Here is a 26,176-nt window from a genome sequence, read left to right as displayed (position 1 = left end):
ATTTTTTCTCTTCAACCGACCCGGTTGTTTGTGAAGTGATTCACATCTGCCGTGTCAGTGGGAGCGCATTATAGGGATCCCATTTTTTTGCACAAGCCTTTTTTCGATCTTTTTTTCCAAATGATGTTTTTTCAGCCGCTTCGCGGCGTTCTTGCTCAATCCGCTCAATTTTTACCACAATAAGGGGTTGCAGACGGCCAGAAAAGCAACCAAAGTCTCTGCACTCCCTTCTTTTATTGAGGTAACCATGACCACCAGCTTGCGTCGTTATAAAGATTTATTCCCTAAAACGGGCCTACGCGTGATGATCGACAGCAGCAGCGTGGTGATCGGCGATGTCAGAATCGCTGACGATGTCAGTATCTGGCCTCTGGTCGCCATTCGCGGTGATGTGAACTATGTGGAAATAGGCGCCCGCACTAACATTCAGGACGGCAGCGTCTTACATGTCACGCATAAGTCTTCATCTAATCCACACGGCAATCCACTTATCATTGGCGATGATGTTACCGTCGGTCATAAGGTGATGCTACACGGCTGCACTATTGGTAACCGGGTCCTGGTCGGTATGGGTTCGATTTTGTTGGATGGCGTGATTGTTGAAGACGATATAATGATTGGGGCTGGCAGTCTGGTGCCTCAGAACAAACGTCTCAAGAGTGGCTATCTTTACTTTGGTAACCCGGTAAAACAGATACGCCCCCTGACAGAGGCGGAAATTGCCGGGCTACAATATTCAGCGAACAACTATGTAAAGTGGAAAGGTGATTACCTGGCTCAGGAAAACCAGATCCAACCTTGAGCATCTTCTTGCTGGTCGAGAATGAGATCCTGGGCTTCATCTTCCAGATCCCAGCGATGTTCACGAAAAGCGGCCAGCCATTGCGCCGGCTCTTCACCGCCAAAACGCTTCTTGAGCACCGTTAGCGTTAAGGCGCAGGTAAGCTGCATGCCGTTAACTAATGCAGGAAAAGCGATACATTGACGCGCTTCATCCCATACCTCTCTGTCTGGAAACTGAATTGCCTGGTTCATGCATTCAGTTCCTTCTGCAAAGCCGCAATGACTGGCGTAATTTCTGGCAGAACGCCGTGCCACAACAGCACCGCATGAGCAGCCTGCGCCACCAGCATTCCCAACCCATCAGCGCATTTTGTCGCACCGTGTTGCTGGCATAAGGATAAAAATGGCGTACTACCTTTCTGGTAAAACATGTCATAACAACAGACATGGGGATTTATTAAGGTAACAGGGATCGCGGGAACACCGCCGTCAATACCGCTGGATGTCGCATTAATAATGAGATCAAATTCCTGACCGCCTAATGCTTCTATATCCAAAGCGCGGACGCTGCCGGTATGAGCAAAAAGCGTAGCCAGTTCATGGGCGCGAGAATAGGTACGATTAACAATAGTCACGGCACAATCCAGCGACAGGAGAGGAAGCAAAACGCCGCGTGAAGCCCCACCTGCGCCAATAAGCAATACCCGGAATCCTGGTTTAATAAAACCCAGCCGTTCCAGATCGCTCAGTAGTCCAATACCATCGGTATTGTCCCCCAGCAGGCGGCCATCCTCCAACCGTTTAAGCGTATTGACCGCACCGGCCAGCGCTGCGCGTTCGGTTAGCTCATCTGCTCGCGCGAAGGCCTCTTCTTTAAAAGGCACGGTGACGTTCGCTCCCTTACCGCCTTCATTAAAGAAGGTATCGAGAGTCGTAACGAAATCATCGAGCGGAGCCAGGATACGGCCATAGGGATGCGTAATTTGCAACTGCTGAGCAAAAAGCCGATGAATAGATGGCGACTTGCTATGGGCAATAGGGTGTCCGAAGACGGCATAAGTTTCCATGAGTTACCCCTGGCGGAAGAGTTCGCCCGTCAAGGCATCACGTATTTCAGATGGGTTTTGACGCCCTCCCGTAGCCCCGTCAACGACCGGGAAATCAGCGCCAAACTGCGCATAAACTTCTGCCGTCGTGCGGCAAGGAGGCTGGCCAGACAAATTTGCGCTGGTTGAAACCAGCGGTTTTCCGTAAGCATTACACAGTTCGACCACCAGCGGATGATCCGTGACTCGCACAGCCAGTGAATTGAAGCGCCCCGTCAACCAACGCGGCGTTGAAGCGCAAGCGGGGAAGACAAATGTCACAGGCCCTGGCCAGCAAGAAAAAATCGTCTCCAGCTGCTCATCGCTAAGTTGCGTATCGTCAATATAGGGTTTGAGTTGCTCGAAGTTCGCCGCAATCAGGATCAGCCCCTTTTCAACGGGACGCTGTTTAAGTGCAAGCAGGCTCATGACGGCCTTTTCGCTATCGGGATCGCAACCGACGCCAAAAACGGCTTCTGTTGGATAGGCGATGACATGTTCATTATTCAGAAGCGCCACAGCACGTACGATGGCTTCTGAGGGCAGGTTATTATTCACAGATTTATTCCGCCGGTATCGGCTTTCCACATTGTTTGCTGGCACAGAAGCGTTTAACGCCCTGCGCCGTTTTCTTTTCGATTAGCAACGGGTAATGACACTCTGGACACTCGCCCGCCACTGGCCTGAAGTTTATGACGAACTGGCAATCGGGGTAACGATCGCAGGAATGGAAGTTTTTTCCAAAACGTGAGCGGCGCTGAACCAAATGCCCTTGCCCGCACTGTGGGCAGGCAATTGCGGTTTCATCCGGCTTATCGATAAGTTCAGTATGTTCGCAATCTGGATAGCTGCTACAACCGATAAACATACCAAAACGCCCCTGGCGTAGTACCAGCACTGCGCCGCAAGACGGGCACGTTTGCCCCTCCAGAACTTTGACAATATGTCCGTCCGCCTGATTTTTCAGGGGCCGGACATAGTCACAGTCAGGATAATGCGAGCAGCCGAGAAAAGGCCCGTGTTTCCCGGAGCGTATTACCAGTTCAGCCCCACACTGCGGGCAGGGTTCGTTTTTACGCACCGAGAACAGCGCTGTTTTGGTCATAACAATTCTAATGTCGCAGCAAAAAAGTTAGTGCAGCATACCTTCATTTACTTCAAAGAGTAATTCTTCCATTTGCTGGTAGGCATTTTCGCAACCGGGAATATTGAACAGCACCATCAGGATCACCCATTTGAGATCTTCCAGATCGAACTCTGCCGTATCCAGCGCCAGTACACGCTCAATCACCATTTCCCGTGTTTCGAGGTTCAACACCTGAATTTGCTCAAGGAATAATAAGAATCCCCGGCAGCTTGCATCAAGACGCTGGCACTCGTCGTCGGTGTAGACTCGTAACGAGAGTGGGTCAGAAGCAAGCTGCATTGGCGCAACAAGCCCCTCCTGGTAATCAGCCAGTTTCTCCAGCCACATCAGGGCGTTATAGATATCTTCTCGTTCAAAACCGGCATCGGTCAGATCCCGAGTCAGCTTGTCCTGATCCACGCGCATTTCTGCTTCGTTATGGATGTAAGTTTCAAACAGATACATCAGTACGTCGAACATGGCTTGCCCTCCTTAATCGGACATAGCCGCCGGGTACAGCTGCGATCCAGCCTGCTAACTCCAGTTCTAGTAGCTGGGCTACGGTTACTGGCACAGATTGGCCGGCACGTTCAGCGACAACGTCAACAGGTGTTACCTCATCTCCTACGTTAGCCAGGAGCTCTGGAAATGGCAATGCTACAGAAGGCCGATTACCGCAATTATTTGCGTCATCTGGTTCAGGAAGAACATATGGCAGCTCATCCCGCCAGTATTCGACGATGTCTTCCGGGGCTGTCACGGGAATCGCGCCCTGCTTGATAAGCCAGTGGGGACCTTCTGAACCCGGGCTGCCAATCGGCCCTGGCAGGGCAAACACATCCCTTCCCTGCTCCAGAGCATAACGAACCGTCACTAATGAGCCGCTTTTCAGGGCCGCCTCAATAACCAACACGCCGGCACTTAGCCCGCTGATAATCCGGTTACGGCGAGGAAAGTTGCCCGGCAGGGGCGGGGTAAACAGCGGAAACTCCGAAATGATGGCGCCGCAGCTGTTTGTAATCTGCTCCGCTAGCGCCTGATGACGGCGAGGATAGATCTCTCTTAAGCCATTCCCTAAAACAGCAACCGTTTTACCTTTCCCTTCCAGCGCACCACGATGAGCAATTCCATCAATGCCAAGGGCCAGGCCGCTCGTGATCGTAATACCATAACGTGCTAAAGCTTCGCTAAAGAGTTTCCCCCAACGAGCGCCATACCATGAATGCGCCCGGCTCCCAATGACGGACAGCTGCCGGCTGCTCAGTAGCGCAGGGTCTCCACATACTAAAAGAGCGCAAGGAAAGTCGACAATCGCCCGCAGCTGGGGTGGGTAAAGCGGATCTTCGGCAGTCAGTAGATAGCAATTTGGTCGCTCCAGCCATTGCAGCGTGGCATCTATCTCGCATTGGTTAACGCTGAGGAAATGCTTCGATTGCGCCAGACTCAAGCCACAGGCTCGCAAATCTTCTCGACCTAACGTCGCAGATGAACATAGCTGACGGGCGGCACTGATAGCACTCTCGCCATACAGGCTGCTCACTCTCATCAAACGTAACCAAATTTCCCTGGGCGTCATCCCTATCCCCCTGCCACAAGCGACTTTAACAATCTTTGCGATTGGACAGCGAGACTGTCAATTGCAGGGGGTTTTGTCTAGAATAGAGGTAATAATCTTTCCAACTCCTGAACACAACTCTGGATAACTATGTCAGTTTTGCAAGTGTTACATATTCCGGACGAGCGCCTTCGCAAAGTCGCAAAGCCGGTAGAAGAAGTAAATGCAGAAATTCAGCGTATCGTCGATGATATGTTCGAGACGATGTATGCTGAAGAAGGTATCGGTCTGGCCGCAACGCAGGTGGATATTCACCAGCGTATTATTGTTATTGATGTATCAGAAAATCGTGAAGAGCAGCTGGTATTAATTAACCCTGAGCTGCTGGAAAAAAGCGGAGAAACAGGCATTGAAGAGGGCTGCCTCTCTATTCCTGAACAGCGTGCTTTAGTGCCGCGTGCAGAAAAAGTGAAAATCCGCGCGCTCGATCGCGAAGGCAAACCTTTTGAGCTTGAAGCCGACGGTCTGCTGGCCATCTGCATTCAGCACGAGATGGATCACCTCGTCGGTAAGCTGTTCATCGATTACCTGTCACCGCTCAAGCAACAACGCATTCGTCAAAAAGTTGAGAAACTTGACCGTCTGAATGCTCGAGCTTAAGGACGAGAATAAACGTGTCAGACTCACTACGTATTATTTTTGCCGGCACCCCTGACTTTGCAGCACGTCATCTCGACGCGCTGCTCTCCTCTGGACACAACGTTGTTGGCGTCTTCACCCAACCGGACCGTCCGGCAGGTCGTGGTAAAAAACTCATGCCCAGCCCGGTGAAAGTTCTTGCTGAGGAAAAAGGCATACCGGTATTCCAGCCAGCTTCACTACGTCCGCAGGAAAATCAGCAGCTCGTCTCCGATCTGCGTGCAGACGTCATGGTCGTCGTAGCCTATGGGCTCCTTCTACCAAAAGCCGTGCTGGATATGCCGCGCCTGGGCTGCATTAACGTTCACGGTTCGTTGCTTCCGCGCTGGCGCGGCGCGGCGCCCATTCAGCGTTCGCTGTGGGCTGGCGATACCGAGACCGGTGTCACCATCATGCAGATGGATGTCGGTCTCGATACGGGTGATATGCTCTATAAACTTGCGTGCCCAATCACGGCCGAAGACACCAGCGGAACGCTGTACGACAAGCTGGCTAACCTGGGGCCGCAGGGGCTGATCGAAACCCTCAAGCAGCTTGCTGCAGGTATCGCGAAACCGGTTGTACAGGATGAAGCGCTGGTTACCCATGCGCAAAAACTCAGCAAAGAAGAAGCGCGTATCGACTGGTCTCTTCCAGCCGTTCAGTTAGAACGCTGCATTCGCGCCTTTAACCCGTGGCCAATGAGCTGGATAGAAATTGATGGCCAGCCGGTAAAAGTCTGGCAGGCGTCGGTTATCGATGTGGCCACAACAGCCGAACCGGGGACCATCATTGAAGCGACAAAACAGGGGATTCAGGTGGCGACCAGCGACGGCGTGCTGAATTTACTCTCGCTACAGCCTGCCGGGAAAAAAGCAATGAGTGCTCAGGATCTATTAAACTCGCGGCGGGAATGGTTCGCTCCTGGCAACCGTCTGGTCTGACGCGCCCTTCTTATATACGCCCGGTGTTGCCGGGCATTTTTATTTTGTGCTTATGAAAAAACAACTCAATTTACGCAGCCTGGCAGCGCAGGCCGTTGAACAGGTTCTCGAACAAGGGCAATCCCTGAGCAACGTTCTGCCCCCGCTGCAACAAAAAGTATCCGATAAAGACAAAGCGCTGCTTCAGGAACTCTGCTTTGGCGTGCTACGTACCCTTTCCCAGTTAGATTGGCTGGTCGGCAAGCTCATGTCCCGGCCGATGACGGGTAAGCAGCGTGTTGTGCACTACCTCATTATGGTGGGCATTTACCAACTGCTGTACACACGGATTCCTCCTCATGCTGCATTGGCGGAAACGGTTGAAGGCGCAGTAGCGATTAAGCGCCCGCAGCTCAAAGGGTTGATTAACGGCGTATTGCGCCAGTTTCAGCGCCAGCAGGAAGAACTGTTATCTGAGTTTTCTCGTAGCGAAATTCGCTTTTTACATCCGTCCTGGTTGTTGAAACGTCTGCAGAAAGCCTATCCAGCACAGTGGGAAGCGATCGTGGAAGCGAACAACCAGCGCCCGCCAATGTGGTTGCGCGTAAACCGTGTCCACCATCCGCGCGATAGCTGGCTGGCACTGCTGGAAGAGGCGGGAATGAAAGGTTTTACTCATCCTGCTTACCCTGACGCTGTGCGCATGGAAACACCGGTGCCGGTCCACGCATTGCCGGGGTTTGAAGAGGGTTGGGTTACGGTTCAGGATGCCTCCGCTCAGGGCTGCATCACACTTCTTGATCCAAAAAACGGCGAGCAAATTCTGGATCTGTGCGCGGCACCGGGGGGTAAAACCACGCATATTCTCGAAGCGGCGCCCGAAGCACAGGTGCTGGCCGTCGATGTTGATGAGCAGCGACTCTCCCGCGTCTATGACAACCTGAAGCGTCTGGGCATGAAGGCCACCGTTAAACAAGGTGATGGCCGTTATCCAGCCCAATGGTGTGAAGATCAGCAATTCGATCGTATTCTGCTGGACGCCCCCTGTTCCGCCACCGGCGTCATTCGCCGTCATCCGGATATCAAGTGGCTGCGCCGGGATCGTGATATCGCGGAACTGGCCCAGCTGCAGTCTGAAATTCTGGATGCCGTATGGCCGCATTTGAAAACCGGCGGGACTCTGGTTTACGCAACGTGTTCGGTATTGCCGGAAGAGAACAGCCAGCAAATTAAAGCCTTCCTGCAGCGTACTGCGGATGCGGTTCTCAGCGAAACCGGCAGCGCAGATTTGCCGGGCCAGCAAAATTTGCCAGGTGCTGAAGAAGGTGACGGCTTCTTTTACGCTAAGCTAATCAAAAAGTAATGAGATAACGAGTCGCGACTGATGAAAATTATCATATTGGGCGCAGGGCAGGTCGGCGGAACTCTGGCAGAAAATCTTGTCGGAGAGAACAACGATATTACGCTGGTAGACACGAATGGCGACCGCCTTCGCAGTCTTCAGGACAAATTTGATCTCAGAGTGGTTCAGGGCCACGGCTCGCATCCACGCGTGCTGCGTGAGGCGGGTGCGGATGACGCCGACATGCTGGTTGCAGTGACCAGCTCAGATGAAACGAATATGGTGGCCTGCCAGGTCGCCTATTCGCTGTTTAATACCCCAAATCGTATTGCTCGCATCCGCTCCCCGGATTATGTGCGTGATGCCGATAAGCTTTTCCACTCAGAAGCGGTTCCTATTGACCACCTCATCGCGCCAGAGCAACTGGTCATTGACAGCATTCACCGCCTGATTGAATATCCTGGCGCGCTGCAGGTTGTCAATTTTGCCGAGGGAAAAGTAAGCCTGGCAGTCGTTAAAGCCTATTATGGCGGTCCTTTAGTGGGAAACGCACTTTCAACTATGCGCGAACATATGCCGCATATTGACACACGCGTAGCCGCTATCTTCCGCCACGATCGCCCCATCAGGCCACAAGGTTCAACCATTGTTGAAGCCGGTGATGAAGTGTTTTTCATCGCCGCTTCGCAGCATATTCGCGCCGTCATGAGCGAACTTCAGCGCCTCGAAAAGCCGTATAAGCGCATCATGCTGGTTGGTGGCGGAAACATTGGCGCCGGACTCGCTCATAAGCTGGAGAAAGATTACAGCGTCAAACTGATTGAACGTAATCAGCAGCGTGCCGCAGAGCTTGCGGAAAAGCTGCAAAATACGATCGTCTTCTACGGCGATGCTTCAGATCAAGAATTGCTGGCTGAGGAACATATCGATCAAGTCGATCTTTTCATTGCCGTCACCAACGATGACGAAGCCAATATTATGTCTGCCATGCTCGCAAAGCGCATGGGAGCCAAAAAGGTGATGGTGCTGATCCAGCGCCGTGCCTACGTCGATCTTGTTCAGGGGAGCGTGATCGACATTGCAATATCACCGCAGCAGGCAACCATCTCTGCGTTGCTCAGCCATGTGCGTAAAGCCGATATTGTCGGCGTTTCCTCCCTACGCCGCGGTGTCGCAGAGGCTATTGAAGCTGTCGCGCACGGAGATGAAAGTACTTCGCGGGTGGTTGGACGCGCTATTGATGAGATTAAGCTTCCCCCCGGAACAATTATTGGCGCCGTTGTACGCGGTAATGATGTCATGATAGCGAATAACAATCTGCGCATTGAGCAAGGGGATCATGTCGTTATGTTCCTGACTGACAAAAAATTCATCTCTGACGTCGAAAGACTATTCCAACCAAGTCCTTTCTTTTTGTAGTTCGCAGGCGTCGACAAGACGCCTTTCTTTTATCCCTTGTATATCAAAGGATAATATTTTTCTGCAATTATTTCGTGGTAATGGAAAATAGTAATACATTTGTTAAACTTATCAGTGTCAGCTGGCTCAAGGAGAATAAAATGAGTTTTTTAAAAGAATTTCGCGAATTTGCGATGCGCGGGAATGTGGTTGATTTGGCAGTCGGTGTCATCATTGGCGCAGCATTTGGTAAAATCGTATCGTCTTTAGTTGCCGATATTATTATGCCGCCGCTAGGCTTACTCATTGGCGGAATCGACTTTAAACAGTTTGCCGTGACGCTACGGGATGCCCAGGGCGACATCCCGGCGGTCGTCATGCATTACGGCGTATTCATTCAGAACGTGTTCGATTTTATTATCGTGGCGTTTGCTATTTTTATGGCAATCAAACTGATGAATAAACTGAACAGGAAAAAGGAAGAGGCCCCGGCAGCACCACCGGCGCCAACCAAAGAAGAAGTCCTGCTTAGCGAAATTCGTGACCTGCTGAAAGAACAAAACAATCGTTCTTAAGAAGCCTTAAAAGCAGAAGGCCAGTGGTAAAAAAGTCATTTACTTTCTTGCCACTGGCCTCCCGACCATTCTGTCCCGCATGTTTTTCTTTTCTTTGGTAGCTACCTTTCCCTTTCTTGTTCTTCTCAATTCGCTGCCTGAATAACGGGTCATGAAGTAGTGCCTCAAGGGCGTTATCTTTTATTTGCCCTTTAGTATGCTGATAGCGGCTCATAAGCTCTCCAGATATGTAATAGAAATCGGCGTGAGTGTAGACGCGTCTGATGAAAAAATCAACGTGCTGGATTATGACTGCTGGCGCCCTGCTCCAGTGCTTCAAGAATTGAGCAATAGACGCTGCTGTGCGCTGTTCCGCAGCAAGCATCATTGAGGCGCTGCAAAGAACGACGCATGGCTTGTAACTCTTTAATCCGGGATTCCACTTCACTTAAACGAGCCTGCACAATGCCTTTAGATTCCTGACAGGTATGATGTTCCGGATCGATGCGGATCGAGAGAAGTTCGCGGATCGATTCCAGAGTAAAACCAAGCTGCCTGGCATAGCGAATAAAACGCAGCCTCTGTAGATCGTTATCCGAATAGAGACGAAATCCACCTTCAGTGCGCACGTTATGATCCATCATCTGCTGTTTTTCATAATAGCGGATGGTATCGGGAGTAACGTCAGCCAATTTAGCCAGTTCACCTATGCGGTACATGATTACTCCTCATTAATCTTTTGCAGCAACTTATCCGCGTAATCCCCACGCAGAAAGTCAGTGTTCAAGCCCGCCTGCCGCAGCTTTAACTCGAGCAGCGCCAGACGACGACTCAGCTCAGCATAGCGGGGATCGCTCTCCTGAACGCCTTTAAGTAAGTCATTGAGCATCACGGCTTCTTTACGATGTTCAAGTTCGGGAGGTAAACAACCCGCATTCTTGAGTAATCGATAGCCTGCGCGTAGCTCAGGCGGCACATGCGAGTCATCATCCAGAGTCAGTGGCTCCCCACTTCCCGGCAGGTTATCAAACTCACCTTTGTGCTGTGCATCAAGAATATGGCGTTCTGCCCACTGATCCAGTAACCACATCATAAGGCTCCGGGGATGAACAAAAATAATGCAGATATTGTAAACAAGCAGGAATAGGGAGGATATAAAAAAACCCGCCGGAGCGGGTTTTTTTACGTTACTACAGATTACTCTGCAGCAGCTTCTGCTTTCGATTCAGAGCGATCAACCAGCTCGATGTATGCCATCGGCGCGTTGTCGCCAGCACGGAAGCCACACTTCAGAATACGAGTGTAACCACCGGCGCGGCTCGCGAAACGCGGGCCCAGCTCGTTAAACAGTTTTGCCACGATCTCGTTATCACGAGTACGGGCGAATGCCAGACGACGATTAGCAACGCTATCAGTCTTGGCAAGAGTAATCAGCGGCTCAACTACGCGACGCAGTTCTTTCGCTTTCGGCAGGGTCGTCTTGATGATTTCATGACGAACCAGCGAACCAGCCATGTTACGGAACATAGCCTGGCGATGGCTGCTGTTGCGGTTCAGTTGACGACCACTCTTACGATGGCGCATGACCTTATCCTTCTCAGTAAAACCTTAACCTGTGATCCGGTTACTCGTCAGCAATGCTTGCCGGTGGCCAGTTTTCCAGGCGCATGCCCAGAGACAAACCACGTGAAGCCAGCACGTCTTTAATCTCAGTAAGAGATTTTTTACCCAGGTTCGGCGTTTTCAGCAACTCAACCTCGGTACGCTGTACCAGATCACCGATATAGTGGATAGCTTCTGCCTTAAGGCAGTTAGCAGAGCGGACAGTCAATTCGAGATCGTCAACAGGGCGCAGCAGGATCGGATCGAATTCTGGTTTCTCTTCTTTCACTTCCGGCTGACGTACATCACGTAAATCAACGAAAGCTTCCAGTTGTTCTGCCAGGATGGTTGCCGCACGACGAATCGCCTCTTCAGGATCGATTGTGCCGTTGGTTTCCATTTCGATGACCAGCTTGTCCAGGTCGGTACGCTGTTCTACACGCGCTGCTTCAACATTGTAGGCAATACGCTCTACAGGGCTGTAGCATGCGTCGACCAGCAGACGGCCGATTGGGCGCTCATCTTCTTCCGAATGAATTCGGGCAGAAGCCGGCACATAACCGCGACCGCGCTGAACTTTGATACGCATGCTAATAGCTGCGTTCTCATCGGTCAGGTGGCAGATCACATGTTGCGGCTTGACGATTTCGACATCACCGTCATGGGTAATGTCGGCTGCGGTCACAGGGCCAATGCCAGATTTGTTCAAAGTAAGGATAACTTCATCTTTACCCTGAACTCTCACCGCCAGCCCTTTCAGGTTGAGCAGGATTTCAAGGATATCTTCCTGAACGCCTTCTTTGGTGCTGTACTCATGAAGTACACCATCAATCTCAACCTCGGTCACCGCGCAACCCGGCATCGATGAGAGCAGAATACGGCGCAGTGCGTTACCAAGAGTATGGCCAAAGCCACGCTCTAAAGGTTCAAGGGTCACCTTGGCGTGCGTCGAACTCACTTGCTCGATATCGACCAGGCGCGGTTTTAGAAACTCTGTCACAGAACCCTGCATTGTGTCCTCTCTTTGGTACTAAGCTTTACTTGGAGTAAAGCTCGACGATCAGGTGTTCGTTAATGTCCGCAGACAGATCAGAACGTTCCGGCTGACGCTTGAACGTACCTTCCATCTTGCCAGCATCAACTTCCAGCCAGGTTGGCTTTTCACGCTGCTCAGCCAGCTCCAGAGCGGCTTTCACGCGAGATTGCTTTTTCGCTTTCTCACGAATGCTGACAACGTCATTCGCTTTAACCTGATAAGAAGCGATGTTAACAACACGACCGTTTACCATGATAGCTTTGTGGCTAACCAGCTGACGTGATTCAGCACGAGTCGCGCCGAAGCCCATACGGTATACAACGTTGTCCAGACGACCTTCCAGCAGAGTCAACAGGTTTTCACCGGTGTTGCCTTTCAGACGCGCTGCTTCTTTATAGTAGTTACGGAACTGACGCTCCAGCACACCGTACATACGGCGAACTTTTTGCTTTTCACGCAACTGCACACCATAGTCAGACAGACGCGGTTTACGCGCACCGTGCTGGCCAGGAGCTTGTTCAATTTTACACTTGGTATCGATCGCGCGAACGCCAGACTTAAGGAACAGGTCTGTGCCCTCACGACGGCTCAGCTTGAGCTTAGGACCCAAATATCTTGCCATTTTCTTTCTCCAACAATCCTAGAAACGAACGCGTTATACGCGACGTTTTTTCGGCGGACGACAACCGTTATGAGGGATCGGAGTCACATCAGTAATATTAGTGATGCGGAAACCAGCGGCGTTCAGTGCACGAATAGTAGATTCGCGACCTGGACCCGGACCTTTGACCATAACTTCCAGATTCTTGATGCCGTATTCTTTTACGGCTTCAGCGCAACGCTCTGCTGCAACCTGAGCTGCAAACGGAGTGGATTTGCGAGAACCACGGAAACCGGAACCACCGGCTGTTGCCCAACCCAGCGCGTTACCCTGACGATCGGTAATGGTAACGATGGTGTTGTTAAAAGAAGCATGGACATGAGCCACGCCATCAGAGACTTGTTTTCTTACACGCTTACGTGCACGAACTGGTGCCTTTGCCATTATTCAATCACCCCGACTATTTCTTGATCGGTTTACGCGGACCCTTACGGGTACGTGCGTTGGTCTTAGTACGCTGACCGCGAACCGGAAGACCACGACGATGGCGTAAACCACGATAGCAACCAAGGTCCATCAGACGCTTGATGCTCAGGGTGATTTCACGGCGCAGATCACCTTCAACGACAAATTTACCAACCGCTTCACGCAGGGATTCAATTTGTTCTTCAGACAGCTCACTGATCTTAACATTTTCAGCGATACCCGTGTCAGCACAGATGGCTTTAGAGCGGGTCTTGCCGATACCGAAAATAGCAGTTAATGCGATTACGGTATGTTTGTGATCAGGAATGTTAATGCCTGCTATACGGGCCACTATGCACTCCTACTATTTAATATGTACGCACCATGCTGAAAAGCCCGTTTTCAGGATACTCAAATGGAAACGTACAGACATACAAAAGATTGGCTGGCTAATCTAGCCAGCTCAACCCAACTTTGCAAGAAAAATATGCGAATAAATCAGCCTTGGCGCTGTTTATGCTTCGGCTCGGCACTGCAAATCACGCGGATGACGCCATCACGCTTAACGATTTTGCAGTTACGGCATAATTTCTTGACGGAAGCACGAACTTTCATTTTTACTCTCCGTAACTTCTCGAGCGACCTGTTAGCGGCCGTAGCCTTTCAGGTTCGCCTTCTTCAATGCAGACTCGTACTGACTCGACATCATCAGAGTTTGCACTTGAGCCATAAAGTCCATAATCACGACAACAACGATAAGCAGTGAGGTCCCACCGAAGTAGAACGGTACTTTCATTGCATCACGCATGAACTCCGGGATCAGGCAGATAAAAGTGATGTATAACGCACCGACCAAAGTCAGGCGAGTCATTACTTTATCGATATACTTCGCCGTTTGCTCTCCCGGACGAATTCCTGGTACAAATGCACCGGACTTCTTCAGGTTATCTGCTGTTTCACGCGGGTTGAAAACCAACGCCGTGTAGAAGAAACAGAAGAAGATGATTGCAGACGCATAGAGTAACACATAAAGCGGTTGCCCAGGCTGCAAATACAGCGAAATTGTTGTCAGCCAGTTCCAACCAGTACCGCCCCCGAACCATGATGTAATGGTAGCCGGGAACAGAATAATACTGGAAGCGAAGATTGCCGGGATAACCCCTGCCATATTCACTTTCAGCGGTAAATGTGTGCTCTGTGCAGCATAGACACGACGACCCTGTTGACGTTTAGCGTAGTTTACCACAATGCGGCGTTGACCACGCTCTACAAAGACAACAAAGAAGGTCACTGCAAATACTAATACTGCAACCAACAGCAACAGGAGGAAGTGCAGGTCGCCTTGACGCGCTTGCTCGATAGTATGGGCGATGGCCGGCGGGAGACCCGCAACGATACCGGCGAAGATAATGATTGAGATACCGTTTCCGATACCGCGCTCAGTAATCTGTTCGCCGAGCCACATCAGGAACATCGTTCCTGAGACCAGACTAACAACAGCGGTGAAATAGAATGCAAAGCCTGGATTAATCACCAGGCCCTGCATACCAGGCATATTCGGCAGACCGGTAGCAATACCGATCGACTGGAATATCGCCAGCACCAGAGTACCGTAGCGGGTGTACTGGCTGATCTTACGACGACCAGACTCCCCTTCTTTCTTCAGCTCCGCTAACGGCTGATAAACAACCGTCAGCAGTTGGACAATGATCGATGCCGAAATATACGGCATGATACCCAACGCAAAGATAGAAGCACGGCTGAGAGCACCACCAGAGAACATGTTGAACATTTCAATGATGGTGCCTCGCTGTTGCTCAAGCAGTTTGGCAAGTACAGCGGCATCAATACCAGGGATCGGAATAAAAGAGCCAATACGGAACACAATCAACGCACCGATTACAAACAACAGTCTGCGCTTCAGTTCGCCAATCCCACCTTTGGCACTTTGAAAATCTAATCCCGGTTGCTTAGCCATCTGCTACTTATTCCTCAATTTTACCGCCAGCAGCTTCGATAGCAGCACGAGCACCTTTAGTCACGCGCAGGCCACGAACAGTTACCGGACGAGATACTTCACCAGACAGGATCACTTTCGCGAACTCGATCTGGATACCGATAATGTTAGCCGCTTTCAGCGTGTTCAGGTCGATAACATCGCCTTCTACGTGAGCCAGATCAGACAGACGAACTTCTGCAGTGATCATCGCTTTACGAGAAGTGAAGCCGAATTTCGGCAGACGACGGTACAGAGGCATCTGACCACCTTCGAAACCGCGACGTACGCCACCACCAGAACGAGAGTTCTGACCTTTGTGACCACGACCACCGGTTTTACCGAGGCCAGAACCGATACCACGACCCAGGCGTTTACCCGCCTTTTTGGAGCCTTCGGCCGGAGACAGAGTATTTAAACGCATCTCTTACTCCTCAACTTTAACCATGAAGGAAACCGCGTTGACCATACCACGAACAGCAGGAGTATCCTCGCGCTCTACGGTGTGACCAATACGACGCAGACCCAGGCCAAGCAGCGTTGCCTTGTGTTTCGGCAGACGACCGATTGCACTGCGGGTTTGAGTAATTTTAATAGTCTTTGCCATGGTTTATTTCCCCAGAATTTCTTCAACGGATTTACCACGCTTGGCAGCGACCATTTCTGGAGAATTCATATTTTCCAGGCCATCAATAGTTGCACGAACCACGTTGATCGGGTTGGTGGAACCATATGCTTTGGCCAGAACGTTATGAACTCCAGCAACTTCCAGAACGGCGCGCATTGCACCACCGGCGATGATACCGGTACCTTCGGAAGCTGGCTGCATGAATACACGAGAACCCGTGTGAACACCTTTAACCGGGTGCTGCAGGGTGCCGTGGTTCAGCGCGACGTTAATCATATTGCGACGGGCTTTTTCCATCGCTTTCTGGATCGCTGCTGGAACTTCACGCGCTTTACCGTAACCAAAACCAACGCGACCGTTACCGTCACCAACTACAGTCAGAGCTGTGAAGGAGAAAATACGACCACCTTTAACGGTTTTAGATACGCGGTTAACCGCGATCAGCTTTTCCTGCAGTTCGCCAGCTTGTTTTTCGATGTGAGCCATCTTACACCTCTACCTTAGAACTGAAGGCCAGCTTCACGGGCAGCATCTGCCAGTGCCTGGACACGACCATGATATTGGAACCCGGAACGGTCAAAGGAAACATCTTTGATGCCTTTTTCCAGAGCGCGTTCAGCAACAGCTTTACCCACAGCTGCTGCCGCGTCTTTGTTACCGGTGTACTTCAGTTGTTCAGCGATAGCTTTTTCTACAGTAGAAGCAGCTACCAGAACTTCAGAACCGTTCGGTGCAATTACCTGTGCGTAAATATGACGCGGGGTACGATGTACCACCAGGCGAGTTGCACCCAGCTCCTGGAGCTTGCGGCGTGCGCGGGTCGCACGACGGATACGAGCAGATTTCTTATCCATAGTGTTACCTTACTTCTTCTTAGCCTCTTTGGTACGCACGACTTCGTCGGCGTAACGAACACCCTTACCTTTATAAGGCTCAGGACGACGGTAGGCGCGCAGATCTGCTGCAACCTGGCCGATCACCTGCTTATCAGCGCCTTTCAGCACGATTTCAGTTTGAGTCGGACATTCTGCAGTGATACCGGCCGGCAGTTTATGCTCAACAGGATGAGAGAAACCTAAAGCCAGGTTTACTACATCCCCTTTGACCGCTGCACGATAGCCTACACCAACCAGCTGAAGCTTTTTAGTGAAGCCTTCGGTAACACCAACAACCATTGAGTTCAGCAGGGCACGCGCGGTACCAGCCTGAGCCCATCCATCCACGAAACCATCACGCGGACCGAAGGTCAGAGCATTATCTGCATGTTTAACTTCAACAGCATTGTTGAGGGTACGAGTCAGCTCGCCGTTTTTACCTTTGATCGTAATAACCTGACCGTTGATTTTTACATCAACGCCGGCAGGAACAACGACCGGTGCTTTAGCAACACGAGACATTTTTTCCTCCGATTAGGCTACGTAGCAGATAATTTCGCCACCAAGACCAGCCTGGCGCGCTGCACGATCGGTCATAACACCTTTAGAGGTAGAAATAACCGCGATACCCAGACCCGCCATAACTTTCGGCAGCTCATCTTTACGTTTGTAGATGCGCAGACCTGGGCGGCTGACACGCTGAATGCTTTCTACAACAGCTTTACCCTGGAAATACTTAAGAGTCAGTTCCAGTTCCGGCTTGATGTCGCCTTCAACTTTAAAATCTTCAATAAAGCCTTCTTCCTTCAGCACGTTGGCAATTGCCACTTTCAGCTTGGAGGAAGGCATGGTGACCGCAGCTTTATTCGCGGCCTGACCGTTACGGATACGGGTCAGCATATCCGCGATCGGATCTTGCATGCTCATCTGTCTTTACTCCCGTGATTCAATTGGTGACAATTACCAGCTAGCCTTTTTCAGACCCGGGATTTCACCGCGCATTGCGGCTTCACGGACCTTGATACGGCTCAACCCGAACTTCCGCAGGAAACCATGCGGACGACCTGTTTGACGGCAGCGATTACGCTGACGAGACGGGCTGGAATCACGCGGCAGAGTCTGCAGCTTGAGAACAGCATTCCAACGATCTTCGTCGGTTGCGTTCACATCAGAGATGATAGCTTTCAGTTCAGCGCGTTTAGCGAAGAATTTATCAGCTAAAGCCACGCGCTTTACTTCGCGTGCTTTCATTGATTGCTTAGCCATTAAGTAACCCTACCTTACTTGCGGAACGGGAAGTCAAAGGCAGCCAGCAGAGCGCGGCCTTCTTCATCAGATTTCGCAGTAGTGGTAATGGTAATATCCAAACCACGAACGCGGTCGACTTTATCGTAGTCGATTTCTGGGAAGATGATCTGCTCACGGACACCCATGCTGTAGTTGCCACGACCGTCGAAAGACTTAGCGGACAAGCCACGGAAGTCACGGATACGCGGTACAGCAATAGTGATCAGGCGCTCAAAGAACTCCCACATGCGTTCGCCACGCAGAGTTACTTTACAGCCGATCGGATAGCCCTGACGGATTTTGAAGCCTGCAACTGATTTGCGTGCTTTGGTGATCAGCGGTTTTTGACCGGAGATTGCTGTCAGATCGGCTGCTGCGTTATCCAGCAGTTTCTTGTCAGCGATCGCTTCACCAACACCCATGTTCAGGGTGATCTTCTCGACCCGAGGGACTTGCATGACAGAATTGTAGTTAAACTCAGTCATGAGTTTTTTAACTACTTCGTCTTTGTAGTAATCATGCAGTTTCGCCATCGTACTACTCCAAATTACTTGATAGTTTCGCTGTTAGATTTGAAGAAACGGACTTTTTTGCCGTCTTCGAATCTAAAGCCTACACGGTCAGCCTTGCCGGTTGCCGCATTGAAGATTGCAACGTTAGAAACCTGAATAGCAGCTTCTTTTTCAACGATGCCGCCTGGTTGGTTCAGAGCCGGAACCGGCTTCTGGTGTTTCTTAACCAGGTTGATACCTTCAACAATGAGCTTGCCGGAAGACAAGACATTCTTAACTTTACCGCGTTTACCTTTATCTTTACCGGTTAACACGATAACTTCGTCATCACGACGGATTTTCGCTGCCATGATTCGCTCCTTAGAGTACTTCTGGGGCCAGAGAGATAATTTTCATGAACTTCTCGTTACGAAGTTCACGAGTTACCGGCCCAAAAATACGCGTACCGATGGGCTGCTCGCTGTTATTGTTTAAAATAACGCATGCATTACCATCGAAGCGAATGACAGAACCGTCCGGGCGACGAACACCCTTCTTGGTGCGCACCACTACCGCCTTCAGCACATCACCTTTTTTGACCTTACCACGCGGAATTGCTTCTTTGATGGTGATCTTGATGATGTCGCCTACGCCTGCGTAGCGACGGTGCGAGCCACCCAGAACCTTGATACACATTACGCGACGTGCACCGGAGTTGTCGGCGACGTTCAGCATAGTCTGTTCTTGGATCATTTTAGTGCTCCGCTAATGTCAACTACTACTGAGACCCAAAAATAGGGTCGTTAAAAAAGCCCCATATCGAGGGCGCGGCATTATAACACCGCAAATCAGATATGGGTAGAAAAAATAAACGGCTCATCGCTGAGCCGTTTATCCGTATCGAGAATGCGTACTCTATTACAGAACCGCTTTCTCTACAACGCGAACCAGCGTCCAGGACTTAGTCTTGGACAGCGGACGGCATTCGCGGATTTCAACCACGTCGCCGATACCGCATTCGTTGTTCTCGTCATGTACGTGCAGTTTGGTCGTACGCTTGATGAATTTGCCGTATACCGGGTGTTTCACCATACGTTCGATAGCAACAACAATGGATTTCTCCATTTTGTCGCTAACCACGCGACCTTGCAGAGTACGGATTTTATCGGTCATTACGCACCCGCCTTCTGAGTCAGTAAAGTCTTAACGCGTGCAACATCACGACGCACTTGCTTCAGCAGATGAGTCTGTTGCAGCTGGCCACTTGCAGCCTGCATACGCAGGTTGAACTGCTCACGCAGCAGGTTCAGCAGCTCAGCGTTCAGCTCTTCAACGCTTTTTTCACGCAGCTCTTTTGCTTTCATTACATCACCGTCTTAGTTACAAAGGTGGTTTTGATCGGCAGTTTCGCTGCTGCCAGGCCGAATGCTTCACGGGCCAGCTCTTCCGGTACGCCGTCCATTTCATAAAGGACTTTACCCGGCTGAATCAAGGCAACCCAGTACTCCACGTTACCTTTACCTTTACCCATACGAACTTCCAGCGGCTTCTCGGTGATCGGTTTGTCCGGGAATACACGGATCCAGATCTTACCTTGACGCTTAACTGCACGGGTCATAGCACGACGTGCTGCTTCGATCTGACGTGCAGTCAGACGACCACGGCCAACAGCTTTCAGACCGAAAGTGCCGAAGCTAACATCCGTACCCTGCGCCAGACCACGGTTGCGGCCTTTGTGCACTTTACGGAATTTTGTACGCTTTGGTTGTAACATCAGCGACGCTCCTTATTTACGGCCTTTACGCTGCTGCTTTTTAGGTTGAGCAGCCGGTTCCGGTTGTTCAACAGCAGCCATACCACCCAGGATCTCACCTTTGAAGATCCATACCTTAACGCCGATTACACCGTAAGTGGTGTGCGCTTCAGAGGTGTTGTAGTCGATGTCAGCACGCAGAGTGTGCAGCGGTACGCGACCTTCACGGTACCATTCGGTACGTGCGATTTCCGCGCCGCCCAGACGGCCGCTAACTTCAACTTTGATACCTTTAGCGCCCAGACGCATTGCGTTCTGTACAGCACGCTTCATAGCACGACGGAACATAACGCGACGTTCCAGCTGAGAAGTGATGCTGTCAGCAACCAATTTAGCGTCCAGTTCAGGCTTACGAACTTCGGCAATATTGATCTGTGCAGGCACGCCAGCGAGATCCGCGACGACCTTGCGCAGTTTTTCTACGTCTTCGCCTTTCTTACCGATAACGATACCCGGGCGAGCAGTGTGAATGGTCACACGGATGCTTTTAGCCGGACGCTCGATAACGATGCGAGATACAGACGCTTTCGCCAGTTCCTTAGTCAGGTACTGACGTACTTTAAAATCGCTGTCCAGGTTGTCAGCGAATTCTTTGGTGTTCGCAAACCAGGTTGAGTTCCATGGTTTTACAATACCCAGGCGAATACCATTAGGATGTACTTTCTGACCCATTGCTAGTCTCCAGAGTCTCAGCGATCGGACACAACCACAGTAATGTGGCTGGTGCGCTTCAGGATGCGATCTGCACGACCTTTAGCACGCGGCATAATGCGCTTCATGCTCGGGCCTTCGTCTACGAAAATTTTCGCAACTTTCAGATCATCAATGTCAGCGCCATCGTTGTGTTCAGCGTTAGCAATGGCAGATTCCAGTACCTTCTTGACCAGTACAGCAGCTTTCTTATTGGTGTAGGTCAGAATATCCAGGGCCTGCGACACTTTCTTACCGCGAATCAGGTCAGCAACAAGGCGAACCTTCTGAGCAGAAGAACGAGCATGGCGATGTTGAGCTAAAGTTTCCATCTCTTCCTCCTACCTTATTTCTTCTTCGCTTTTTTATCAGCAGCGTGGCCGCGATAAGTACGAGTCGGTGCGAATTCACCCAGTTTGTGACCAACCATTTCGTCGGAAACAAAAACTGGAACGTGCTGACGACCATTATGGACAGCGATGGTCAAACCGATCATGTTAGGAAAGATCGTTGAACGACGGGACCAAGTGCGCAGGGGCTTCTTGTCTCCGCTTTCCACCGCTTTCTCTACCTTCTTCAGCAAGTGCAGGTCAATAAAAGGACCTTTCTTGAGAGAACGTGGCATGGCTTATCCTCTAAAATTATTTGCTACGGCGACGTACGATGAATTTATCAGTACGCTTGTTGCTGCGGGTCTTCTTACCTTTGGTCTGAACGCCCCACGGAGTTACCGGGTGCTTACCAAAGTTACGACCTTCACCACCACCATGTGGGTGGTCGACTGGGTTCATCGCAGTACCGCGAACGGTAGGACGAACACCACGCCAGCGTGCAGCACCTGCTTTACCCAGAACGCGCAGCATATGCTCAGCATTGCCAACTTCGCCCAGAGTAGCGCGGCAGTCTGCTTCGACTTTACGCATTTCACCAGAACGCAGACGCAGGGTGACATAAGCACCATCGCGAGCAACGATCTGAACGTAAGTACCAGCGGAACGAGCCAGCTGACCGCCTTTACCTGGTTTCATTTCTACGTTATGAACGGTAGAACCAACCGGGATATTGCGCATCGGCAGGGTGTTGCCTGCTTTGATTGCAGCATCAACGCCAGATTGAATCTGGTCGCCAGCTTTCAGGCCTTTAGGGGCCAGAATGTAACGGCGCTCACCGTCTTTGTACAGAACCAGCGCGATGTTCGCGGAGCGGTTCGGATCGTACTCAAGACGTTCAACAACTGCCGGGATACCATCTTTGTTGCGTTTGAAGTCAACAATACGGTAGGCCTGTTTGTGACCACCACCGATATGACGGGTGGTGATACGGCCATTGTTGTTACGACCACCGGATTTGCTGTTTTTTTCAACCAGCGGAGCAAAAGGTTTGCCCTTGTGCAGCTCTGGGTTGACCACTTTAACAACGTGGCGACGACCCGGAGATGTCGGTTTACATTTAACAACTGCCATTGTATTACTCCTCCGACTTACTCAGCGCCGCCGACGAAGTCCAGATTCTGGCCTTCCTTCAGGGTGACGTAAGCTTTTTTCCAGTCGCTACGACGACCGATACGCTGTCCGTGACGTTTAACTTTCCCTTTAACAACCAGGGTGTTAACGACTTCGACTTCGACTTCAAACAGTTTCTGCACAGCAGCTTTGATCTCTGCTTTGGTCGCGTCTTTAGCAACTTTGAGAACGATGGTGTTAGTTTTTTCCATCGCAGTAGACGCTTTTTCAGAAACGTGCGGTGCGCGCAGCACCTTCAGCAGACGTTCTTCACGAATCATGCCAGCATCTCCTCAACTTGCTTAACAGCATCAGCAGTCATTACGACTTTGTCGAAGGCGATCAGGCTAACCGGGTCGATACCAGTTGCATCACGTACGTCAACCTTGTGCAGGTTGCGCGCAGCAAGGAACAGGTTCTCGTCCAGCTCACCGGTGATGATCAGCACATCTTCCAGAGCCATGTCTTTCAGTTTCTGTGCCAGCAGCTTAGTTTTAGGCGCTTCTACAGAGAAAGATTCGACAACGATCAGACGATCCTGACGTACCAGTTCGGACAGAATGCTTTTCAGCGCGCCGCGGTACATCTTTTTGTTAACTTTTTGACTGTGGTCCTGCGGACGCGCAGCGAAGGTCACGCCACCTGAACGCCAGATCGGGCTCTTGATAGAACCTGAACGCGCACGGCCGGTACCTTTCTGGCGCCACGGCTTTTTGCCTGAACCAGTTACTTCAGCACGAGTCTTCTGAGCACGAGTACCCTGACGAGCACCAGCTGCATAAGCAACTACAACCTGGTGAACCAGCGCTTCGTTGAAATCACGACCGAAGGTAGTTTCGGAAACAGTCAGCGCGCTCTGCGCGTCTTTCAATACTAATTCCATTGCTATCCCCTTACGCCTTCACAGCTGGTTTAACGATCAGGTCGCTACCGGTTGCACCCGGGACCGCGCCTTTAACCAGCAGCAGGTTGCGCTCAGCGTCAACACGTACTACGTCCAGGCTCTGAACGGTGACACGTTCGTTACCCAGCTGACCTGCCATTTTCTTGCCTTTGAACACTTTGCCCGGAGTCTGGTTCTGACCGATAGAACCCGGAACGCGGTGAGACAAGGAGTTACCGTGAGTAGCGTCCTGGGTACGGAAGTTCCAGCGCTTAACGGTACCAGCAAAACCTTTACCTTTAGAGGTACCGGTTACGTCAACTTTTTTAACGTCAGCAAACAGCTCAACGCTAATGTCCTGACCTACGGTGAACTCTTCGCCGTCAGCCAGACGGAATTCCCACAGACCACGGCCAGCTTCTACGCCAGCTTTAGCGAAGTGACCCGCTTCCGGTTTGGTTACACGGTTAGCTTTTTTAGCACCAGTGGTCACCTGAACGGCACGGTAGCCATCGTTAGCCAGATCTTTAACCTGAGTAACGCGGTTTGCTTCAACTTCGATTACGGTTACTGGGATAGATACGCCATCTTCAGTGAAGATGCGGGTCATGCCCACTTTTTTACCGACTAAACCAATCATTGTTTCAACCTCTCAATCGCTCGATGACCTGATTAACCCAGGCTGATCTGCACGTCTACACCGGCAGCCAGATCCAGACGCATCAGAGCATCAACGGTTTTTTCAGTTGGCTCAACGATGTCAACCAGACGCTTATGAGTGCGGATTTCGTACTGATCGCGCGCGTCTTTGTTAACGTGCGGAGAGATCAGAACGGTAAAGCGCTCTTTGCGGGTCGGCAGCGGGATCGGACCACGGACTTGCGCACCAGTGCGCTTAGCAGTCTCGACGATTTCCGCGGTTGATTGATCGATCAGACGATGATCAAACGCTTTAAGGCGGATACGGATTCTTTGGTTCTGCATGAGACCAGAGCTCCAATTATTTTATAGACGAAATGGTTACTCCTCATACCCATTACGATTGATGGGAGAGTGTAACCGTTCTTACATAGTTCCCCAATTGGGAACATTGTTTGGTAGCGTGTTGCTGCTACCAGGGTTCATATCGAACCGGCCGTCAACTTTGACAGGCCCGCGCATTATACGCAAATTCAGCGACAACGCAAGGGCTGCGTACAAAATCATCACTTGTTTCTGCGAGCTCACTTCCAGGCCCGTCGCAATGCCATGAAAGGCCGGCAAATACTCTGGAGCGGGACATCCATTCCTGTTTATTGCCTTTTGCCAGAGGCTCGGCTCCTGCATCACACTCAGTACCCAGGGCCACCACATGGAAACCATCGATGATAGCGACTTTGGCATTCTTTATTATTTATGGCGGGTTATTACTCACGCTTTGTTGGCACGATCTGCGCTATGGCTTGCTACCCGATAAATTTACCTGCCCTCTGCTGTGGGGCGGGTTGCTTTATTATCTGTGTATGTCACCAGCCAATCTGCAGCATGCAGTCTGGGGAGCGATAGCAGGCTATCTGGCCTTTGCGTTGATCTATTGGCTCTACAGGGGAATACGCGGGCGTGAAGGCATCGGCTACGGCGATGTCAAATTTCTCGCCGCACTAGGGGCATGGCAGGGATGGAGAATTTTACCGCAGCTCGTACTTATAGCAACGATTCTCGCCTGCGCTGCCGTAACGGTTCTGATTCTGTGCGGCAAACACAGGCAGGCATTACGCAACCCGCTGCCTTTCGGCCCTTTCCTGGCCACAGCGGGTTTGCTATGTGGTTGGCAGACTTTTTTTAGTCAGCCACTTTAATCTGCGACTGAAGATAATTCTGCAGACCAATTTTACCTATCAAATCCAGCTCGGTTTCCAGCCAGTCGATATGGCCTTCTTCGTCGGCGAGGATGGTGATTAACATATCACGACTGACGTAGTCGTGGACGCTGTCAGCATAGGCAATGGCTTCTCGTAGATCCTTTGCCCCTTCCAGTTCCAGCCTCAGGTCGGATTGCAGCATCTCCTCCACATCCTCTCCGATGCGGAGTTTGCCCAGATCCTGCAGGTTCGGGATCCCTTCGAGAAATAAAATGCGCTCGATATACTTATCGGCATGCTTCATTTCATCGATAGATTCGTGGTACTCGACATCATTGAGGCGCATCAGGCCCCAGTTCTTGAACATTCTCGCATGGAGAAAGTATTGATTAATTGCGACTAGCTCATTTCCCAATAATTTATTGAGATAACTTATGATTTTGACATCACCTTTCATTATATAGTCCCTCCGCTTCCACTTATTGAAGCGTAGTTCGGGCTATAGGGATGTCAAAGTAAAGCTGAGAGGCTTCAGGCGATCTCTTGATATTCCGGCATGCGGGTTAATTCATCTTCCATAATTTCTCGTGCTGCACGAACGCACTTACCACATTGATTTCCAACGGGAATAAATTTTCTCAGCTGCTGAAAAGACTGAGGATTGAATTGGCGCACAGCCTGACGAATTTTTTTATCGTTCACACCATTACACAGACAAACGTACATATATACTCCCGTTCAACTTACAGACAAAGTGTAAATGAGAATAGTTATGATTACAATAGCCTGTTTATTAAATAGGCGTTTGATCTCTTTGCTGTCAGTCACTGTGCTGCTTCACGCAAATAGCAGACAGCAAAAAGGGCGCCTCAGCGCCCTTTTTAATTCAGAACTAAATATTAGCCCAGAACTTTAGCAACCACGCCCGCGCCAACGGTACGGCCGCCTTCACGGATTGCGAAACGCAGACCGTCGTCCATCGCGATCGGGTGGATCAGGGTAACAACCATTTTGATGTTGTC

The 26,176-nt window shown here is 50.8% G+C and carries 46 protein-coding genes and 1 pseudogene; 7 read left to right on the top strand and 40 right to left on the bottom strand.

All coding sequences use genetic code 11. The features are described from left to right. Positions 1-247 precede the first annotated feature (247 nt). Complete coding sequence (locus tag ACESQ2_RS27730) at positions 248-802, top strand: gamma carbonic anhydrase family protein (RefSeq protein WP_014839658.1); 555 nt, start codon at positions 248-250, stop codon at positions 800-802. On the opposite strand, the gene ACESQ2_RS27725 is transcribed toward ACESQ2_RS27730, so the two are convergent. Genes ACESQ2_RS27725 through dprA form a run of 6 tightly spaced genes read right to left on the bottom strand, consistent with a single transcriptional unit; the run spans position 778 to position 4,570 of the window. Beyond that, positions 778-1,035 carry a DUF1488 domain-containing protein gene (locus ACESQ2_RS27725; protein ID WP_014227027.1) on the bottom strand — a complete coding sequence of 86 codons (258 nt, stop codon included), beginning with the start codon at positions 1,033-1,035 and terminating at the stop codon, positions 778-780. The genes ACESQ2_RS27730 and ACESQ2_RS27725 overlap by 25 nt on opposite strands. Continuing rightward, positions 1,032-1,850: a shikimate dehydrogenase gene (gene aroE / locus ACESQ2_RS27720; RefSeq protein WP_014227028.1), complete on the bottom strand. Its 819-nt coding sequence runs from the start codon at positions 1,848-1,850 to the stop codon at positions 1,032-1,034. The genes ACESQ2_RS27725 and aroE overlap by 4 nt, the downstream gene beginning before the upstream one ends. 3 nt (positions 1,851-1,853) lie before the next feature. Further along, positions 1,854-2,426 (bottom strand): L-threonylcarbamoyladenylate synthase type 1 TsaC, encoded by a 573-nt coding sequence (gene tsaC, locus ACESQ2_RS27715; protein ID WP_004854739.1) that lies wholly within the window; start codon positions 2,424-2,426, stop codon positions 1,854-1,856. A 4-nt stretch (positions 2,427-2,430) separates the two neighbouring features. Next, positions 2,431-2,973, bottom strand: coding sequence for a type I DNA topoisomerase (locus ACESQ2_RS27710; RefSeq protein ID WP_014227029.1), 543 nt, complete (start codon positions 2,971-2,973; stop codon positions 2,431-2,433). 27 nt (positions 2,974-3,000) lie between these two features. Then, positions 3,001-3,474, bottom strand: coding sequence for a DUF494 family protein Smg (gene smg / locus ACESQ2_RS27705; protein WP_014227030.1), 474 nt, complete (start codon positions 3,472-3,474; stop codon positions 3,001-3,003). Continuing rightward, positions 3,446-4,570 (bottom strand): DNA-protecting protein DprA, encoded by a 1,125-nt coding sequence (gene dprA / locus ACESQ2_RS27700; protein ID WP_009653922.1) that lies wholly within the window; start codon positions 4,568-4,570, stop codon positions 3,446-3,448. The genes smg and dprA overlap by 29 nt, the downstream gene beginning before the upstream one ends. A 129-nt stretch (positions 4,571-4,699) precedes the next feature. On the opposite strand from dprA, the gene def reads away from it, so the two are divergent. The 5 genes from def to mscL all read left to right on the top strand — a co-directional run bounded on the left by def (position 4,700) and on the right by mscL (position 9,465). Then, on the top strand, positions 4,700-5,209 hold the full coding sequence (def, locus tag ACESQ2_RS27695) for a peptide deformylase (protein WP_004854751.1): 510 nt from the start codon (positions 4,700-4,702) through the stop codon (positions 5,207-5,209). 14 nt (positions 5,210-5,223) lie between these two features. Further along, a complete protein-coding gene (gene fmt, locus ACESQ2_RS27690) occupies positions 5,224-6,171 on the top strand; it encodes a methionyl-tRNA formyltransferase (protein ID WP_046878555.1) in 948 nt (315 codons plus the stop codon). Positions 6,172-6,223: 52 nt separating this feature from the next. Then, positions 6,224-7,513, top strand: coding sequence for a 16S rRNA (cytosine(967)-C(5))-methyltransferase RsmB (rsmB, locus tag ACESQ2_RS27685; protein WP_345911749.1), 1,290 nt, complete (start codon positions 6,224-6,226; stop codon positions 7,511-7,513). Between the two features lie 21 nt (positions 7,514-7,534). Next, positions 7,535-8,911 carry a Trk system potassium transporter TrkA gene (gene trkA / locus ACESQ2_RS27680; RefSeq protein WP_004125888.1) on the top strand — a complete coding sequence of 459 codons (1,377 nt, stop codon included), beginning with the start codon at positions 7,535-7,537 and terminating at the stop codon, positions 8,909-8,911. Positions 8,912-9,051: 140 nt separating this feature from the next. Beyond that, the gene (mscL, locus tag ACESQ2_RS27675) at positions 9,052-9,465 is read left to right on the top strand and encodes a large-conductance mechanosensitive channel protein MscL (RefSeq protein ID WP_004106310.1); all 414 of its coding nucleotides are present in this window, start codon (positions 9,052-9,054) and stop codon (positions 9,463-9,465) included. Here the strand turns inward: mscL and ACESQ2_RS27670 are convergent. The 31 genes from ACESQ2_RS27670 to rpsJ all read right to left on the bottom strand — a co-directional run bounded on the left by ACESQ2_RS27670 (position 9,419) and on the right by rpsJ (position 24,297). Beyond that, the gene (locus ACESQ2_RS27670; RefSeq protein ID WP_072057189.1) at positions 9,419-9,679 is read right to left on the bottom strand and encodes an alternative ribosome-rescue factor A; all 261 of its coding nucleotides are present in this window, start codon (positions 9,677-9,679) and stop codon (positions 9,419-9,421) included. The genes mscL and ACESQ2_RS27670 overlap by 47 nt on opposite strands. A 58-nt stretch (positions 9,680-9,737) precedes the next feature. Beyond that, on the bottom strand, positions 9,738-10,163 hold the full coding sequence (gene zntR / locus ACESQ2_RS27665; protein ID WP_014227035.1) for a Zn(2+)-responsive transcriptional regulator: 426 nt from the start codon (positions 10,161-10,163) through the stop codon (positions 9,738-9,740). Between the two features lie 2 nt (positions 10,164-10,165). Further along, positions 10,166-10,534 (bottom strand): DUF1992 domain-containing protein, encoded by a 369-nt coding sequence (locus ACESQ2_RS27660; RefSeq protein WP_042934199.1) that lies wholly within the window; start codon positions 10,532-10,534, stop codon positions 10,166-10,168. A 107-nt stretch (positions 10,535-10,641) separates the two neighbouring features. Beyond that, positions 10,642-11,028: a 50S ribosomal protein L17 gene (gene rplQ / locus ACESQ2_RS27655; protein ID WP_001216372.1), complete on the bottom strand. Its 387-nt coding sequence runs from the start codon at positions 11,026-11,028 to the stop codon at positions 10,642-10,644. A gap of 40 nt (positions 11,029-11,068) precedes the next feature. Continuing rightward, positions 11,069-12,058 (bottom strand): DNA-directed RNA polymerase subunit alpha, encoded by a 990-nt coding sequence (gene rpoA / locus ACESQ2_RS27650; protein ID WP_002919219.1) that lies wholly within the window; start codon positions 12,056-12,058, stop codon positions 11,069-11,071. Positions 12,059-12,083: 25 nt separating this feature from the next. Further along, positions 12,084-12,704, bottom strand: coding sequence for a 30S ribosomal protein S4 (gene rpsD, locus ACESQ2_RS27645; RefSeq protein ID WP_004125897.1), 621 nt, complete (start codon positions 12,702-12,704; stop codon positions 12,084-12,086). A gap of 33 nt (positions 12,705-12,737) precedes the next feature. Next, positions 12,738-13,127 (bottom strand): 30S ribosomal protein S11, encoded by a 390-nt coding sequence (gene rpsK, locus ACESQ2_RS27640; protein ID WP_004138423.1) that lies wholly within the window; start codon positions 13,125-13,127, stop codon positions 12,738-12,740. Positions 13,128-13,143: 16 nt separating this feature from the next. Further along, a complete protein-coding gene (rpsM, locus tag ACESQ2_RS27635) occupies positions 13,144-13,500 on the bottom strand; it encodes a 30S ribosomal protein S13 (RefSeq protein WP_004106333.1) in 357 nt (118 codons plus the stop codon). A 146-nt stretch (positions 13,501-13,646) separates the two neighbouring features. Then, the gene (rpmJ, locus tag ACESQ2_RS27630) at positions 13,647-13,763 is read right to left on the bottom strand and encodes a 50S ribosomal protein L36 (RefSeq protein WP_000868187.1); all 117 of its coding nucleotides are present in this window, start codon (positions 13,761-13,763) and stop codon (positions 13,647-13,649) included. A gap of 31 nt (positions 13,764-13,794) precedes the next feature. Beyond that, complete coding sequence (secY, locus tag ACESQ2_RS27625; RefSeq protein WP_004106334.1) at positions 13,795-15,126, bottom strand: preprotein translocase subunit SecY; 1,332 nt, start codon at positions 15,124-15,126, stop codon at positions 13,795-13,797. Positions 15,127-15,133: 7 nt separating this feature from the next. Further along, complete coding sequence (rplO, locus tag ACESQ2_RS27620; protein ID WP_004106336.1) at positions 15,134-15,568, bottom strand: 50S ribosomal protein L15; 435 nt, start codon at positions 15,566-15,568, stop codon at positions 15,134-15,136. A gap of 3 nt (positions 15,569-15,571) precedes the next feature. Further along, complete coding sequence (rpmD, locus tag ACESQ2_RS27615; protein WP_001140434.1) at positions 15,572-15,751, bottom strand: 50S ribosomal protein L30; 180 nt, start codon at positions 15,749-15,751, stop codon at positions 15,572-15,574. 3 nt (positions 15,752-15,754) lie between these two features. Beyond that, complete coding sequence (rpsE, locus tag ACESQ2_RS27610; protein WP_004106339.1) at positions 15,755-16,258, bottom strand: 30S ribosomal protein S5; 504 nt, start codon at positions 16,256-16,258, stop codon at positions 15,755-15,757. Between the two features lie 14 nt (positions 16,259-16,272). Continuing rightward, positions 16,273-16,626 carry a 50S ribosomal protein L18 gene (rplR, locus tag ACESQ2_RS27605; protein WP_000358960.1) on the bottom strand — a complete coding sequence of 118 codons (354 nt, stop codon included), beginning with the start codon at positions 16,624-16,626 and terminating at the stop codon, positions 16,273-16,275. A gap of 9 nt (positions 16,627-16,635) precedes the next feature. Beyond that, on the bottom strand, positions 16,636-17,169 hold the full coding sequence (gene rplF / locus ACESQ2_RS27600) for a 50S ribosomal protein L6 (protein WP_004106341.1): 534 nt from the start codon (positions 17,167-17,169) through the stop codon (positions 16,636-16,638). A gap of 12 nt (positions 17,170-17,181) precedes the next feature. Next, entirely contained in the window at positions 17,182-17,574 is a 393-nt protein-coding gene (gene rpsH, locus ACESQ2_RS27595) for a 30S ribosomal protein S8 (RefSeq protein ID WP_004106343.1), read from the bottom strand. A 33-nt stretch (positions 17,575-17,607) separates the two neighbouring features. Next, entirely contained in the window at positions 17,608-17,913 is a 306-nt protein-coding gene (rpsN, locus tag ACESQ2_RS27590) for a 30S ribosomal protein S14 (RefSeq protein ID WP_002919667.1), read from the bottom strand. 14 nt (positions 17,914-17,927) lie between these two features. Further along, positions 17,928-18,467: a 50S ribosomal protein L5 gene (rplE, locus tag ACESQ2_RS27585; protein ID WP_001096202.1), complete on the bottom strand. Its 540-nt coding sequence runs from the start codon at positions 18,465-18,467 to the stop codon at positions 17,928-17,930. 14 nt (positions 18,468-18,481) lie between these two features. Next, positions 18,482-18,796, bottom strand: coding sequence for a 50S ribosomal protein L24 (gene rplX, locus ACESQ2_RS27580; RefSeq protein WP_004106345.1), 315 nt, complete (start codon positions 18,794-18,796; stop codon positions 18,482-18,484). Positions 18,797-18,806: 10 nt separating this feature from the next. Then, on the bottom strand, positions 18,807-19,178 hold the full coding sequence (rplN, locus tag ACESQ2_RS27575; protein ID WP_000613954.1) for a 50S ribosomal protein L14: 372 nt from the start codon (positions 19,176-19,178) through the stop codon (positions 18,807-18,809). Between the two features lie 165 nt (positions 19,179-19,343). Beyond that, on the bottom strand, positions 19,344-19,598 hold the full coding sequence (gene rpsQ / locus ACESQ2_RS27570) for a 30S ribosomal protein S17 (protein ID WP_004106347.1): 255 nt from the start codon (positions 19,596-19,598) through the stop codon (positions 19,344-19,346). Next, a complete protein-coding gene (gene rpmC / locus ACESQ2_RS27565; RefSeq protein WP_002919754.1) occupies positions 19,598-19,789 on the bottom strand; it encodes a 50S ribosomal protein L29 in 192 nt (63 codons plus the stop codon). Before rpmC ends, rpsQ begins: the two co-directional genes overlap by 1 nt. Next, the gene (rplP, locus tag ACESQ2_RS27560; RefSeq protein ID WP_002919759.1) at positions 19,789-20,199 is read right to left on the bottom strand and encodes a 50S ribosomal protein L16; all 411 of its coding nucleotides are present in this window, start codon (positions 20,197-20,199) and stop codon (positions 19,789-19,791) included. Before rplP ends, rpmC begins: the two co-directional genes overlap by 1 nt. A 12-nt stretch (positions 20,200-20,211) precedes the next feature. Further along, positions 20,212-20,910 (bottom strand): 30S ribosomal protein S3, encoded by a 699-nt coding sequence (rpsC, locus tag ACESQ2_RS27555; protein WP_004106350.1) that lies wholly within the window; start codon positions 20,908-20,910, stop codon positions 20,212-20,214. Between the two features lie 17 nt (positions 20,911-20,927). After that, on the bottom strand, positions 20,928-21,260 hold the full coding sequence (gene rplV / locus ACESQ2_RS27550; RefSeq protein ID WP_002919773.1) for a 50S ribosomal protein L22: 333 nt from the start codon (positions 21,258-21,260) through the stop codon (positions 20,928-20,930). Positions 21,261-21,274: 14 nt separating this feature from the next. Next, entirely contained in the window at positions 21,275-21,553 is a 279-nt protein-coding gene (gene rpsS, locus ACESQ2_RS27545; protein ID WP_001138115.1) for a 30S ribosomal protein S19, read from the bottom strand. A 16-nt stretch (positions 21,554-21,569) separates the two neighbouring features. Beyond that, positions 21,570-22,391: a 50S ribosomal protein L2 gene (gene rplB / locus ACESQ2_RS27540; protein WP_000301869.1), complete on the bottom strand. Its 822-nt coding sequence runs from the start codon at positions 22,389-22,391 to the stop codon at positions 21,570-21,572. A 17-nt stretch (positions 22,392-22,408) separates the two neighbouring features. After that, entirely contained in the window at positions 22,409-22,711 is a 303-nt protein-coding gene (gene rplW, locus ACESQ2_RS27535) for a 50S ribosomal protein L23 (protein WP_000617546.1), read from the bottom strand. Continuing rightward, positions 22,708-23,313: a 50S ribosomal protein L4 gene (rplD, locus tag ACESQ2_RS27530; protein WP_003031119.1), complete on the bottom strand. Its 606-nt coding sequence runs from the start codon at positions 23,311-23,313 to the stop codon at positions 22,708-22,710. Before rplD ends, rplW begins: the two co-directional genes overlap by 4 nt. Before the next feature lie 10 nt (positions 23,314-23,323). Further along, complete coding sequence (rplC, locus tag ACESQ2_RS27525) at positions 23,324-23,953, bottom strand: 50S ribosomal protein L3 (RefSeq protein WP_004106354.1); 630 nt, start codon at positions 23,951-23,953, stop codon at positions 23,324-23,326. 32 nt (positions 23,954-23,985) lie between these two features. Continuing rightward, complete coding sequence (rpsJ, locus tag ACESQ2_RS27520; RefSeq protein WP_001181005.1) at positions 23,986-24,297, bottom strand: 30S ribosomal protein S10; 312 nt, start codon at positions 24,295-24,297, stop codon at positions 23,986-23,988. Positions 24,298-24,677: 380 nt separating this feature from the next. Here rpsJ and ACESQ2_RS27515 point away from each other — a divergent pair, with 380 nt between their 5' ends. Continuing rightward, on the top strand, positions 24,678-25,151 hold the full coding sequence (locus ACESQ2_RS27515) for an A24 family peptidase (RefSeq protein WP_032693888.1): 474 nt from the start codon (positions 24,678-24,680) through the stop codon (positions 25,149-25,151). Here ACESQ2_RS27515 and bfr read toward each other — a convergent pair. The 3 genes and pseudogenes from bfr to tuf all read right to left on the bottom strand — a co-directional run. Continuing rightward, on the bottom strand, positions 25,135-25,611 hold the full coding sequence (gene bfr, locus ACESQ2_RS27510; protein ID WP_004125910.1) for a bacterioferritin: 477 nt from the start codon (positions 25,609-25,611) through the stop codon (positions 25,135-25,137). The genes ACESQ2_RS27515 and bfr overlap by 17 nt on opposite strands. A gap of 74 nt (positions 25,612-25,685) precedes the next feature. Next, complete coding sequence (gene bfd / locus ACESQ2_RS27505) at positions 25,686-25,880, bottom strand: bacterioferritin-associated ferredoxin (protein WP_004125913.1); 195 nt, start codon at positions 25,878-25,880, stop codon at positions 25,686-25,688. Between the two features lie 173 nt (positions 25,881-26,053). Then, a pseudogene (tuf, locus tag ACESQ2_RS27500) lies at positions 26,054-26,176 on the bottom strand (elongation factor Tu); the annotation flags it as partial.

It is taken from the genome of Klebsiella sp. Q11 (assembly GCF_964241505.1).
Classification (GTDB): domain Bacteria; phylum Pseudomonadota; class Gammaproteobacteria; order Enterobacterales; family Enterobacteriaceae; genus Klebsiella; species Klebsiella michiganensis.
The sequence above is the reverse complement of the archived record's forward strand: the minus strand, read 5'-3'. Positions and strand labels throughout refer to the sequence as shown.